This is a genomic window from Leifsonia sp. 22587 (assembly GCF_052044215.1).
GTDB lineage: Bacteria > Actinomycetota > Actinomycetes > Actinomycetales > Microbacteriaceae > Leifsonia > Leifsonia shinshuensis_C.
Genome location: NZ_JBQENB010000003.1, coordinates 320,916 through 333,656 on the forward strand (window position 1 = coordinate 320,916; position 12,741 = coordinate 333,656).

A 12,741-nucleotide genomic window follows, 5' to 3' on the forward strand; every position below is an offset into this window, starting at 1 on the left:
CGCGAATGACGGCGACGGCGCGGTCAACAGCACCTCTCTCGACACCCAGGCGATCGATGTCGTCGAGATCATCGAGAGCGACCCCGACTCGCGCGTGCTCGAAGAGCACGTCGCCGAGCAGGAGTGGACGCGCGAGTTCGTGATCGAAGACGAGGACGCGGCCGCCGTAGCGCAGGCGAACGCCGACGCTCAGGCGTCCGCGGAGGTCGGCGTGGATGCCGCCGCCGCGGATCACGCGCCGGCGGACGCACCCGAGGCGGCTCAGCCGTCCGAGGAGGCGGCCCCCGCGCCGGCCCCCGCGCCGCGCATCCAGTCGCTCCCGATGGTCAAGGCGCTGAACGCCGGTCTGCGCCGCGCACTCGCCGACGACCCGAAGGTGCTCATCCTCGGCGAGGACGTGGGCCCCCTCGGCGGCGTCTTCCGCGTGACTGAGGGACTGCAGCAGGAGTTCGGGACTCAGCGGGTCGTCGACACCCCGCTCGCGGAGGCGGGCATCATCGGCACCGCGATCGGGCTCGCGATGCGCGGGTACCGCCCGGTCGTCGAGATCCAGTTCAACGGCTTCGTCTTCCCCGGCTTCGACCAGATCACGACGCAGCTCGCCAAGATGACGAACCGCCACAGCGGCAAAATGCGCTTCCCGGTCGTCATCCGCATCCCGCACGGCGGGCACATCGGCGCCGTCGAGCACCACCAGGAGTCGCCGGAGGCGTACTTCGCGCACACGGCCGGCCTCCGCGTGGTCGCGCCGTCGACGCCGCACGACGCCTACTGGATGATCCAGGAGGCGATCCGCTCCGACGACCCCGTGGTCTTCTTCGAGCCGATGAGCCGCTACTGGCCCAAGGGCGAGGTCGACCTGGTCGAGAACGCGACCCCCCTGCACGCGAGCCGCGTCGTCCGTACCGGTACCGACGCGACGGTCGTCGCGTGGGCCGGCATGGTCAGCGTCGCGCTCCGCGCGGCCGAGCTCGCCGCCGAGGAGGGGCGCAGCATCGAGGTCATCGACCTGCGGTCGCTCTCCCCCATCGACTACGCACCGGTCGTGGCCTCGGTGCAGAAGACCGGGCGCCTGATCGTCGCGCAGGAGGCGCCGGGCAACGTGTCCGTCGGCTCCGAGGTCGCGGCGACGGTCACCGAGAAGGCGTTCTACTCGCTCGAAGCCCCGGTGATCCGCGTCGCCGGCTTCGACGTCCCGTTCCCGCCGGCGAAACTCGAGGAGCTCTACCTCCCCGACGCCGACCGCATCCTCGAGGCCGTCGACCGAGCGCTGGCGTACTGAACGCCGGCGGCGCAGCGACGCCGCACCCTGACAGAGAGAAGTCGCACATGAGCGAGTCCCAGTTCCTGCTGCCCGATGTGGGCGAGGGTCTGACCGAGGCGGAGATCGTCTCGTGGAAGGTGGCGCCCGGCGAGCAGGTCGCGGTCAACCAGGTGATCGTCGAGATCGAGACCGCCAAGTCGCTGGTGGAGCTGCCGTCGCCGTTCGAGGGCACGGTGGGCGAACTCCTCGTCACGGAGGGGCAGACGGTCGAGGTCGGCACGCCGATCTTCACCGTCACCGCCGGAGGCGACCCCGCGCCCGCTCCCGAGCCTGCACCCGCCGACGAGCTCGTGGCCGACGCGGCCGCGACCGTTTCGCACGAGGAGGAGCCGAAGCCGGGCGCCGTTCTGGTCGGCTACGGCTCGGCCGGGCACGGCAGCAGCCGGCGCCGCCGCGTGAGCCACCCGGGCACGGCATCCATCCCCGTCGCGTTCAGCGGCAGCATCCCGCAGCAGTCCGCCGCACCCGCCGCCGCAGCGCACGCGCCGCAGGCGCCGGCGACCGCACGCGCGACCGCCCCGGCGGCCCGGCCCTCCGGTCCGGTCGTGGCCAAGCCGCCGATCCGCAAGCTCGCCAAGGACCTGGGCGTCGACCTCACGCTGGTCACCCCGACCGGTCCGATCGGCGACATCACCAGGGACGACGTGGTGCGGGAGGCGACGCAGGCGACCGTGTTCCGCAACATCCAGACGCCGGAGTGGCCGGACGACCGCGAGGAGCGCATCCCGGTCAAGGGCGTGCGCAAGGCGATCGCGAGCGCGATGACGTCGAGCGCCTTCAGCGCGCCGCACGTCAGCCTGTTCGTCGACGTCGACGCCACCCGAACCATGGAGTTCGTCAAGCGTCTGAAGAACTCGGCCGACTTCGCGGGCGTCAAGGTGTCGCCGCTGCTGATCATGGCCAAGGCGATCATCTGGGCCGTGCGCCGCAACCCCACGGTCAACTCGACGTGGACGGATGAGGAGATCGTCGTCCACCACTACGTGAACCTCGGCATCGCCGCGGCGACTCCGCGCGGGCTGATCGTGCCGAACGTCAAGGAGGCGCAGGGCATGACCCTGCTCGAGCTCGCGCGAGCCCTCGAGCAGCTGACGCTGACGGCCCGCGACGGCAAGACGCCGCCGAGCGACATGAGCGGCGGCACCATCACGATCACGAACATCGGCGTGTTCGGGATGGACACCGGCACGCCCATCCTGAACCCGGGCGAGGTCGGGATCGTCGCCCTCGGAACGATCAAGCAGAAGCCGTGGGTGGTCGACGGCGAGGTGCGCCCGCGCTACGTGACGACTCTCGGGGCCTCGTTCGACCACCGCGTGGTCGACGGCGACGTCGCCTCGCGCTTCCTGGCGGATGTGGCGTCCATCATCGAGGAGCCGGCGCTCCTGCTCGACTGAGTTTGACAATCATTCTCAACAAGCCGTAGTCTGTTGCGGTGCACGCGACCGCGTGCCCTCGCTTCGTGTCGTTCGCGACTTAGACAGGCTCCCCATGAAGACGCGCTCCCTCGTCTCCGCCCTGGCGCTCGCCGCCGTGACCGCGCTGGCGCTCGCCGGCTGCTCCACCCCGTCCGCTGAGGCGGATGGCACCCTCCGCGTCGTCGCCAGCACCAACGTGTACGGCGACATCGCCGAGACGATCGGCGGCGAATCCGTGCACGTCACCTCGCTGATGTCCGACCCGGCTCAGGACACGCACTCCTTCGAGGCCAGCGCCCAGAACCAGCTCGCCGTGAAGAAGGCCGACGTCGTCATCGAGAACGGCGGAGGCTACGACGACTTCATGCAGACGCTGGTGAAGGGCGCGCAGAGCGAGAGCGCGACCGTCCTGAACGTCGTGGACCTCTCGGGCAAGAAGCCCGTGGACGGCGAGCTCAACGAGCACGTCTGGTACGACATCCCGACGATCCGTACGCTGACCGACGCGCTGACCGTCGCGCTGGCGAAGGCGGACCCGTCGAAGAAGGCGGAGTTCGAGAAGAACGCCGAGGCCTTCGAAGCGAGACTGAGCGCACTGGAGGCGGCTGAGGCGAAGCTCAAGGCGTCGTACGCCGGTGAGGGCGTCGCCATCACGGAGCCGGTGCCGCTCTACCTGCTGGACGCCATCGGGTTGCAGAACAAGACCCCCGAGAAGTTCAGCGCCGCGATCGAGGAGGAGAACGACGTCTCCCCGGTCGTGCTCAAGGACACGCTTGCGCTGTTCAGCGGCCACCAGGTGCGGCTGCTCGTCTACAACGAGCAGACGACCGGGGCCCAGACGGAACGGGTGCTCGCCGCGGCGAAGCACGCCGGCATCCCCGTCGTGCCCGTGACCGAGACGCTGCCCGACGGCCTGCACTATGCGGGCTGGATGCAGGGCGTGCTCGATGAGATCGGAAAGGCGCTGGCACGATGAGCGAACCGTTGCAGCGAGTGGCAGCGCCCGGCGATCGCGACGTCGTCCTGAGGCTGCGCGACGCCTCCCTCGGGTTCGGCGAGCGGACGCTGTGGAGCGGCCTCGACCTGGATGTGCACGCCGGCGAGTTCGTCGCGGTCCTCGGGCCGAACGGCTCCGGCAAGACCAGCCTGCTGCGCACCATCCTGGGCCAGCAGCGTCTCGACTCCGGCGAGATCGCCTTCGAGGGGCACGCGGTCCGCCGCGGCGATCGCCGCATCGGCTACATCCCGCAGCAGAAGCTCATCCCCGCCGGCACTCCGCTGCGCGCCCGCGACCTGGTCGCCCTCGGCGTGAACGGTCACCGCTGGGGCCTCCCGCTCCCCCGCCGCGCGGACCGCGAGCAGGTCGACGGCCTGATCGACGCGGTCGGCGCCCGCCGCTACGCGGACGCCGCGGTCGGCTCCCTCTCCGGCGGCGAGCAGCAGCGGCTGCGTGTCGCCCAGGCCCTCGCCGGCGACCCGGCGCTCCTGCTCTGCGACGAGCCGCTGCTCTCGCTCGACCTGCAGCACCAGCGCGGCGTGAGCGAGCTCATCGACCGGCGGCGCCGCGAGCACGACAGCGCGGTGGTCTTCGTCACGCACGACGTGAACCCCGTGCTCGGGATGGTCGACCGCGTGCTCTACCTGGCCGGCGGCCGGTTCCGCACCGGCACGCCCGACGAGGTGCTGCGCAGCGACGTGCTGACGGACCTGTACGGGACCCCGGTGGACGTCATCCGCAGCCGGGGCCGCATCGTCGTGGTGGGCATCCCGGACGCGGAGACCCATGACCACCACGAACACACCCGCGAAGCGCACCCGGAGCCCGCCGCATGATGCACCTCGACATCTGGTCGCAGCTCTTCGACTTCACGGACTACGGCGAGCTGCTGCTGCTCGTGAAGAATTCGATCTTCGCCGGGGCCGTGCTGGGCATCGTCGGCGGACTCATCGGCGTGTTCGTGATGCAGCGCGACATGGCGTTCGCGGTGCACGGCATCAGCGAGCTCTCCTTCGCCGGCGCGGCGATCGCGCTGCTCTTCGGCGTCAACGTGGTGGCCGGCTCGCTGATCGGCTCCCTGATCGCGGCCGTGCTGATCGGCGTGCTCGGCGCGCGAGCGAGGGACCGCAACTCGATCATCGCGGTGCTCATGCCGTTCGGGCTCGGGCTCGGCATCCTGGCGCTCGCGCTGTATCCCGGCCGGAGCGCCAACAAGTTCGGGCTGCTCACCGGGCAGATCGTCTCGGTGGACGACCCCCAGCTGGGCTCGCTGCTGGTGATCGGCGCGATCGTGCTGATCGCGCTTCTGCTGATGTGGCGCCCGCTGACCTTCGACAGCCTGGATGCGGATGTGGCGGCCGCGCGCGGCATCCCGACCCGGTTCGTGGCGCTGGCGTTCATGGTGCTGCTCGGGCTGGCGGTCGCGGTGAGCGTGCAGATCGTCGGCGCACTGCTCGTGCTGTCGCTGCTGGTCACACCGGCCGCCGCAGCGATGCGCATCTCGTCGTCCCCGCTCGCCGTCCCCGTGCTCAGCGTGGTCTTCGCGCTGGTCTCGGTGGTGGGCGGGATCATGCTCGCCCTCGGCAGCGCCCTCCCGATCAGCCCCTACGTCACGACGATCTCGTTCGTCATCTACGTGGTGTGCCGGATCGCGGGCGGCCGGAGGACGCGGCGCCGAGCGGTCACGCGCGACCGCCGGCCGGAGGGCTCACGGCCGCTCGTGAGCCGGGCGGGATAGCCTGGGATGGTGAAGCGCAACACGTGGCAGCGGGAGGCCGTCCGCGAGGCCCTGACCTCGACGGAGGGCTTCATCAGCGCGCAAGGGCTGCACCTCAGCCTCCACGAGGCGGGGTCGCCGATCGGCCTCGCGACGGTCTACCGCGCGCTGGCCGACCTCGCCGCGGAAGGCGACGCGGACTCGCTGCAGTCGCCCGAGGGCGAGAGCCTGTACCGGGCGTGCACCACGGGCCACCACCATCACCTCATCTGCCGCAACTGCGGGCTCACCGTCGAGATCGAGGCGGACGCGGTCGAGGAGTGGGCGCGGCAGGCGGCGGCAGCGCACGGCTTCACGCAGGCGCAGCACGTCGTCGACGTGTTCGGCCTGTGCGCCTCGTGCACAGCCAAGGCTGATTTGGCCGGCCCCGCATCCATGGCGTAGAATGGTTCTTTGGCTGAGTGGGCTCCTCCCGCTCAGATCGTGTACGAAACCCCCACACTTTCATGCGTAGGGAAGTCGTGCGCCGACAAGTGACCTTGGGTGGTGCCGTCCGGCACCACGGTATTGGAGAAGAAAGAAATGGCAGCAGTGTGCCAGGTGACTGGAGCCGTTCCCGGCTTCGGTCACAACATCTCGCACTCGCACCGTCGCACGAAGCGCCGGTTCGACCCGAACATCCAGAAGAAGACGTACTACGTTCCGTCGCTTCGCCGTAACGTCACCCTGACCCTGAGCGCCAAGGGCATCAAGGTCATCGACGCCCGTGGCATCGAGGCAGTGGTCAAGGACCTCCTGGCCCGTGGGGAGAAGATCTAAGCATGGCGAAGCAGCAGGACATCCGTCCGATCATCAAGCTCCGTTCGACGGCGGGCACCGGTTACACCTACGTGACCAAGAAGAACCGCCGCAACGACCCCGACCGCCTCGTGCTCAAGAAGTACGACCCCATCGTGCGCAAGCACGTCGACTTCCGAGAGGAGCGCTAATCATGGCCAAGAAGTCCAAGATCGCCAAGAACGAGCAGCGCAAGGTCGTCGTCGAGCGCTACGCCGCCAAGCGCGCCGAGCTCAAGAAGGCCCTCGTCGACCCGAACGGTTCCGACGAGTCCCGTGAGGCCGCCCGCCTCGGCCTGCAGAAGCTTCCCCGTGACGCCTCCCCGATCCGCGTGCGCAACCGCGACGCCGTCGACGGTCGTCCCCGCGGAAACCTCAGCAAGTTCGGTATCTCCCGTGTTCGCTTCCGCGACATGGCGCACCGCGGCGAGCTGCCCGGCATCACCAAGTCGAGCTGGTAATCCAGCGCGACGACGCTCATCCGAGGGGCGTCCGGCTTCGGCCGGGCGCCCCTTTGGCGTCTCCATCGGTGAAAGAGGCCGGAAATCCGCGAGTTTCCGCGGGATTCTGATACATTCGAGGCGGTCGACCGACCAAACGTAATGGCCCAGTGTGGCCTCAACCGTTCCACAAGATAGCTGTAGATCCAGCACAAGGTCCGAGGAGGACACTCAATGGCTGACAACCTGAACAAGACCGAGCTCGTTGCCGCCGTCGCTGCGGCGTCGGGTCAGAGCCAGGCCACCGTCTCGAGCGTCGTCGACGCGTTCTTCAGCACCATCAGCGAGACCGTCGCCAAGGGTGGCAAGGTGACCATCCCGGGTTGGCTCGCCGCCGAGCGCAGCGAGACCGCTGCCCGCACCGGCCGCAACCCGCAGACGGGCGAGGAGATCTCGATCCCGGCCGGTCACCGCGTCAAGCTGACCGCGGGTTCGAAGCTCAAGGCTGCCGTCAAGTAGTCCTTCCCAGCTTTGCCCGAGGGCGGCGCCGCGATCTGCGGCGCCGCCTTCGTCGTATCCGGGCGTCCGCTGCTGTGGGCGGGCATCCAGGGCCGTGGACGTAGGCTGGACGGGTGCCACGAATCCTCCGCGTGATCGGCCCTGCCGTGCTGCTCCTTGCAGCCGCCGTGGCCATGATCGCCGCCCTCGCGTTCGGTGGCGGCGCGGCCGCGCCCCTGCTTGCCGACCCGGGCGTGCTGGTGCGCTGGGGGCTGCCCGCCGCGACGCTCGTGGTCAACCTCAGCCTGGCGGGAACAGTCGGCGCGCTCGTGCTGGCCTGCTTCGCCTTCTCCCCAGACCGCGACGAGTACGGCAAGGCGCTCGACTTCGCCGCGGGCAGCGCCGGCGTCATGACGGTCGCCGCGGCCGCGACCGGGCTCTTCACCTTCGTGAGCGTGTCGAATGTGCCGTGGTCGTTCGACGCCACCTTCAGCAACGGGCTGAGCTCCTTCGTCACCAGCGTCTCGCTCGGGCAGGCGTGGCTCGGCATCACCCTGATCGCCGCGGCGGTCACCGTCCTCTGCTTCGCGGTGCGCAACCAGACCGCCATCGTCTTCGTCACCCTTCTCGCCATGGCGACCGTGGTGCCGATGGCGCAGCAGGGGCACAGCGCCGAGGCCGCGGGTCACGATGCCGCGGTCACGTCTTTCGGCCTGCACGTGCTGTTCGCCGCGATCTGGCTGGGCGGGCTCGTCACCCTCGTCGTCGTCAAGCAGACCCTCGGGAAGGGACGCCTGGTCACGGTGCTGGAGCGCTACTCAACGGTGGCCCTCCTCTGTTTCATCGTCGTGGCGGCCTCGGGCTATGTGAACGCGGAGCTGCGCGTCGGCACGCTCGCCGAGCTCGCGACGCCCTACGGCATCCTGGTGCTGGTCAAGGTCGCGGCGCTGGTGGTGCTCGGCCTGTTCGGCCTGACCCAGCGCCGCTTCCTGATCAACCGGCTGAAGACGAGCGGTGAGCCGCGCAGCTTCTGGTGGATCGTCGTCGCCGAGCTCGCCTTCATGGGCATCGCCTCGGGCGTCGCCGCGGCGCTCGCCCGCACCGTCACGCCGGTCCCCGAGACGCGAGCGGCCACGCCGACTCCGGCCGAGATCCTCACTGGCGAGAAGCTGCCTCCGGAGCTCACCTGGGGGCGTCTGTTCACCAGCTGGAACTTCGACCTGCTCTGGGTGCTCGCCTGCGCGTTCGGGCTCTTCTTCTATCTCGCCGGTGTGTGGCGTCTGCGCCGCCGCGGCGATGCCTGGCCGATCTACCGCACCGTCCTGTGGACCCTGGGCATCGTGCTGCTCTTCTACATCACCAACGGTGGTGTGAACGTCTACGAGAAGTACCTCTTCTCGGCCCACATGTCGGCGCACATGGTGCTCACCATGGCCGTCCCGCTCCTCTTGGTACCGGGCGCGCCGGTGACTCTGGCGGCCCGGGCGATCCGCAAGCGCCGCGACGGGTCGCGCGGAGGCCGCGAGTGGATGCTGCTCGCGGTGCACTCGCGCTTCGCGGCCGTCATCTCCAACCCGATCGTCGCCGCGGTGCTGTTCGCGGGCTCGCTGTGGGCGTTCTACTACACGCCGCTGTTCCGGTGGGCCACCACGGACCACATCGGGCACGAGTGGATGATCACGCACTTCCTGATCACCGGGTACCTCTTCGTGCAGTCGCTGATCGGGATCGATCCGGTGAAGTACCGGCTGCCCTACCCGTTCCGTCTGCTGCTCCTGCTGCTCACCATGGCGTTCCACGCGTTCTTCGGCCTGTCGATCATGCAGATGCACGGGCTGATGCTCGCCGACTGGTTCGGGGCGATGGGGCGCACCTGGGGCGACGCTCCGCTGGTCGACCAGCAGACCGCCGGTGGGATCGCCTGGAGCATCGGCGAGATCCCGACGGTCATCCTCGCCATCGTCGTGGCGATCCAGTGGAGCCGCAGCGACGAGCGGGAGACCCGCCGGCGGGACCGCAACGCCGACCGCACCGGCGAGGCCGAGCTCGAGGCCTACAACGAACGGCTCGCCCGGATGGCGGACCGCGACCGAGCGGTCCGCTAGGGCTCCTGCGCCACCACGATGGCAAGCGACCCGTCCGGCCGGATGGTGACGCTGCTCAGGCTCATCGAGAACGGATGGTCGTCGCTGCGCTCGCTGACGGTGCCGTCGAAGAGCGACTGGACGGTCACGTCCAGGTGGGCGACGCCCACCATCTCGTCCGTCTTCCAGCCGGTGTCGCCCGCCACGAGGCGGACCACCGGATAGGTGACCATCGACCAGACCGGGTCGCCCTGGACCCGGTCGTCGATCTCGGCGCCGAACGGGCACCCCGCCGGCTGCAGCACCTTCTGCTCCGCGCAGCGGTCGAGGAAGCCGTCGACCTGCTTCTGCACGGCGGTGGTGAACGCGGTGGTGGGCTGCGCATCCACGACGGTCTCGGTCACTTCGCCGGGCGATACCCGCGCGAGCACGGGCGCAGCGCGGACGTAGGCCGACGTGTGCGACAGTTCCAGCGGCGCGAGGGGGACGGCGAGATAGTCGGCGGAGACGCTGAAGGCGTCGGCCGGCTGGTCCGGCGAGGCGGCGCGCGGGCTCACGGTGTGGCGGCCGACGGTGAAGTCGTCCGCGTGGGCCACAGTGATCCGGGCGACGCCCAGCGGCGTGGAGGCGAACGACCAGGTGGGCAGCACGCCGAGGACGGAGCCGGTCTGCCGCACGTGGAACGTGGCCGAGACGGGCTCGCCGTCGGCGGAGGCCTCCACGACGACGGTGCGCGTGCCGTCCTTCTCGGCCGTCTCGGACGCGATGCGCGCATCCCGGATCGCGGGCAGGATGTCCGACCGCAGCAGCTCCCGTGATGCGCCGGTCGGCAGCTGAGCAGCGCGGAGCGACGCCCGCGTCGGCGCGGCGCCCGGCATGGCGAGGGCCTCCGGGACGCGGTGGGCGGCCAGGTTCCCGACGAACGCCTCCACGAAGCCGGACGAGCTGTAGTACGTCCGCTGGACGGCACCGATGGCGGCGCCGAGCGCGATCAGGAGGAGCACGCCGAGTCCCGACCAGAGCAGGACGGCGCGCCGGAGCGCGCGCGTCTCCCCCACAGCCATGAGGCCATCCTAGGGTCCTGTGGATAAGCGGCAGCCGCCGTGCAGGCGGGGTTAGAGTAGTCCGGCAAGCCGGGCGAGACGGAAGGGGAGGTCATGGGCCGTCTTTCCCTCTCGCCTGAGCAGCAGGCGGTCTTCGACCTCATCGAGAACACCCGCGAGCACGTCTTCGTCACCGGCCGCGCGGGCACCGGCAAGTCGACGCTGCTCAACCACCTCTCGTGGAACACCGAGAAGTCGCTCGTCATCTCCGCGCCCACCGGCGTGGCGGCGCTGAACGTCGGCGGCCAGACCATCCACTCGCTCTTCCGCCTGCCGATCGGGGTCATCGCCGACCACGCCATCGACCAGAGCGCCGAGCTGCGCAAGTTGCTCAACAGCATCGACACACTGGTGATCGACGAGGTCTCCATGGTCAACGCCGACCTGATGGATGCGGTCGACCGGAGTCTTCGCCAGGCGCGGCAGCGCGCGGGCGAGCCGTTCGGCGGCGTGCAGGTGGTGCTGTTCGGCGATCCCTACCAGCTGGCGCCCGTGCCCGGCGACCGGGAGGAGCGGGCGTACTTCGCCGACACCTACCGCTCGATGTGGTTCTTCGACGCGAAGGTGTGGCAGGAGACCGACCTCCGAATCGTCGAGCTGCTGCAGGTGCACCGGCAGCACGAATCGGACTTCCGCTTCATGCTCAACGCGGTGCGCCATGGCCGGGTGACGAAGGAGATCGCCGACCGGCTCAACGAGGTGGGCGCGCGCCCCGCGCCGGACGACGGGACGATCACGCTGGCGACCCGCAACGACACCGTCAACCGCATCAACGCGCAGGCGCTGGAGCGGCTCCCCGGCCGGGCGCTCACGGCCAAGGCGGAGGTCAGCGGCGACTTCGGCGGGCGCAACTTCCCGGCGGACGAGACGCTGGAGCTCAAAGTGGGCGCGCGGGTCATGTTCCTGCGCAACGACGTGGGACAGGGCGACGGGCCGCGGTGGGTGAACGGCACGATCGGCACGGTCACCAAGATCGACTCCAACGTCTACGTGGATGTCGACGGCGAGGTGCACGAGGTCGAGCCGGCCATCTGGGAGAAGTTCCGCTATACGTGGTCACCCGAGACGAAGAAGCTCACGAAGGACGTGGTGGCCGAGTTCACGCAGTTCCCGCTCCGGCTGGCCTGGGCGGTCACCATCCACAAGTCGCAGGGCAAGACCTACGACTCCGCGATCGTCGACCTCGGGACCCGCGCGTTCACGTCCGGGCAGACCTACGTCGCGCTCAGCCGGATCACGACGCTCGATGGGCTCTACCTGACCCGACCCCTGCGGCCGAGCGACATCACCGTCGACCCCGACGTGGAGCGGTTCATGAGCGACGCGCGCCCGGTCAGCATGCCGGTCGGCGGGGCCACGCGGTGACGGCGGGGCGGACGCGAGAGAGGGGAACCGGATGGCGGTGACGTTCGTGCTGGACTTCAGCGACGGGCAGCGGCTCGAGACGAGCGGCAACGGTGTGATCGGGCGGAATCCCGCCGTGCATACCCCGGGTACCGAGATGGAGGACCCGGCGCACGTGGAGCTCGTGACCATTCAGGACGACGTGAAGTCCGTGTCCCGGGCCCACCTGGCCTTCGGGCAGTACGACGGCGTCTTCTGGGTGATGGACCTCGGCTCGGCGAACGGCACGACCATCACCTACCCGGGCGAGGGGACGTTCGCCTGCGACCCGAAGACGCGGCACGAGGTCGATCCCGGCTCGGTCGTGCGCTTCGGGAGCGCGTCGTTCGCGCTGACCCGGCGCTGACAGCCCCTCGGGGGGCCGGTCAGTGGTGGTGGTGGACCGTCACCGCGGCGACCCCGGCATCCGTCAGGGTCAGCGCCGGGATGGTCACCGCGCTGACGACGCAGGCGCTCAGCACCAGGCCGGCGAAGAAGCGGAAGAAGCTGCTCTGATCGGGGTTCGGCCGGCCGCGGCGGATGACGACGGCCGCGGTCGCAGCGACGGCCACGTCGAGCAGGGAGGCGGCTCCCATCGGCACGAAGGGCAGCGCGAGGACAGTCCCGCCCGAGGCGGTGGCGCCGACGACGGCAAGAGCGGCCCACATGCCGACGGGCAGGAGGGCGAGGGCCGGAACCAGCCGGAACGCCGGCGGCCGGTCCTTCGCCAGCGTGGCGGCGGCCCAGACTAGCTCTGCGAGCGCCAGGACCAGGAAGGCCGCGAGGAGTGCAGGGGGTGCGCTGGGAGCCAGGGCCGCATGCAGCAGCCCCGCTCCCAGCGCGGCCACGGCCAGGAACGCGCGGGTCGCCGGGCCCACCGCGACGGCCGAATGGGCCGAGGCGGCGGGGGCGACCCGCAGCGTTTCCGTCATCCTGCTCAT

General features: G+C 70.0%; 15 protein-coding genes. 13 read left to right on the top strand and 2 right to left on the bottom strand.

Annotation, left to right across the window (positions count from 1 at the left end):
- Positions 1–322 precede the first annotated feature (322 nt).
- From ACTJI1_RS13700 to ACTJI1_RS13750, 11 genes are all read left to right on the top strand, one after another.
- Positions 323–1,282 carry an alpha-ketoacid dehydrogenase subunit beta gene (locus tag ACTJI1_RS13700; protein ID WP_440743390.1) on the top strand — a complete coding sequence of 320 codons (960 nt, stop codon included), beginning with the start codon at positions 323–325 and terminating at the stop codon, positions 1,280–1,282.
- Positions 1,283–1,329: 47 nt separating this feature from the next.
- Entirely contained in the window at positions 1,330–2,721 is a 1,392-nt protein-coding gene (locus ACTJI1_RS13705; RefSeq protein WP_440743067.1) for a dihydrolipoamide acetyltransferase family protein, read from the top strand.
- A 94-nt stretch (positions 2,722–2,815) separates the two neighbouring features.
- Positions 2,816–3,718 (top strand): metal ABC transporter solute-binding protein, Zn/Mn family, encoded by a 903-nt coding sequence (locus ACTJI1_RS13710; protein ID WP_440743068.1) that lies wholly within the window; start codon positions 2,816–2,818, stop codon positions 3,716–3,718.
- Positions 3,715–4,575 carry a metal ABC transporter ATP-binding protein gene (locus tag ACTJI1_RS13715; RefSeq protein WP_310132601.1) on the top strand — a complete coding sequence of 287 codons (861 nt, stop codon included), beginning with the start codon at positions 3,715–3,717 and terminating at the stop codon, positions 4,573–4,575. The genes ACTJI1_RS13710 and ACTJI1_RS13715 overlap by 4 nt, the downstream gene beginning before the upstream one ends.
- On the top strand, positions 4,572–5,477 hold the full coding sequence (locus ACTJI1_RS13720; RefSeq protein ID WP_440743069.1) for a metal ABC transporter permease: 906 nt from the start codon (positions 4,572–4,574) through the stop codon (positions 5,475–5,477). The genes ACTJI1_RS13715 and ACTJI1_RS13720 overlap by 4 nt, the downstream gene beginning before the upstream one ends.
- A gap of 6 nt (positions 5,478–5,483) precedes the next feature.
- Positions 5,484–5,900, top strand: coding sequence for a Fur family transcriptional regulator (locus tag ACTJI1_RS13725; RefSeq protein ID WP_310132597.1), 417 nt, complete (start codon positions 5,484–5,486; stop codon positions 5,898–5,900).
- A 138-nt stretch (positions 5,901–6,038) separates the two neighbouring features.
- Positions 6,039–6,275, top strand: a complete 237-nt coding sequence (gene rpmB, locus ACTJI1_RS13730) for a 50S ribosomal protein L28 (protein WP_121263096.1) — start codon at positions 6,039–6,041, stop codon at positions 6,273–6,275.
- 2 nt (positions 6,276–6,277) lie between these two features.
- Positions 6,278–6,445, top strand: coding sequence for a 50S ribosomal protein L33 (rpmG, locus tag ACTJI1_RS13735; protein ID WP_055922173.1), 168 nt, complete (start codon positions 6,278–6,280; stop codon positions 6,443–6,445).
- 2 nt (positions 6,446–6,447) lie between these two features.
- Entirely contained in the window at positions 6,448–6,753 is a 306-nt protein-coding gene (gene rpsN / locus ACTJI1_RS13740; protein WP_310132587.1) for a 30S ribosomal protein S14, read from the top strand.
- A gap of 213 nt (positions 6,754–6,966) precedes the next feature.
- Positions 6,967–7,251, top strand: a complete 285-nt coding sequence (locus ACTJI1_RS13745) for an HU family DNA-binding protein (RefSeq protein WP_018188985.1) — start codon at positions 6,967–6,969, stop codon at positions 7,249–7,251.
- Between the two features lie 173 nt (positions 7,252–7,424).
- Positions 7,425–9,335, top strand: coding sequence for a cytochrome c oxidase assembly protein (locus ACTJI1_RS13750; protein ID WP_440743391.1), 1,911 nt, complete (start codon positions 7,425–7,427; stop codon positions 9,333–9,335).
- Here the strand turns inward: ACTJI1_RS13750 and ACTJI1_RS13755 are convergent.
- A complete protein-coding gene (locus ACTJI1_RS13755) occupies positions 9,332–10,378 on the bottom strand; it encodes a hypothetical protein (protein WP_440743070.1) in 1,047 nt (348 codons plus the stop codon). The two genes, ACTJI1_RS13750 and ACTJI1_RS13755, sit on opposite strands and share 4 nt — an antisense overlap.
- 93 nt (positions 10,379–10,471) lie before the next feature.
- Here ACTJI1_RS13755 and ACTJI1_RS13760 point away from each other — a divergent pair, with 93 nt between their 5' ends.
- Positions 10,472–11,782: an ATP-dependent DNA helicase gene (locus ACTJI1_RS13760; protein ID WP_310132580.1), complete on the top strand. Its 1,311-nt coding sequence runs from the start codon at positions 10,472–10,474 to the stop codon at positions 11,780–11,782.
- A gap of 31 nt (positions 11,783–11,813) precedes the next feature.
- Complete coding sequence (locus ACTJI1_RS13765) at positions 11,814–12,167, top strand: FHA domain-containing protein (RefSeq protein ID WP_310132578.1); 354 nt, start codon at positions 11,814–11,816, stop codon at positions 12,165–12,167.
- A 19-nt stretch (positions 12,168–12,186) separates the two neighbouring features.
- Here ACTJI1_RS13765 and ACTJI1_RS13770 read toward each other — a convergent pair whose 3' ends face one another.
- Positions 12,187–12,732, bottom strand: a complete 546-nt coding sequence (locus ACTJI1_RS13770) for a hypothetical protein (RefSeq protein ID WP_440743071.1) — start codon at positions 12,730–12,732, stop codon at positions 12,187–12,189.
- Between the last annotated feature and the right edge of the window lie 9 nt (positions 12,733–12,741).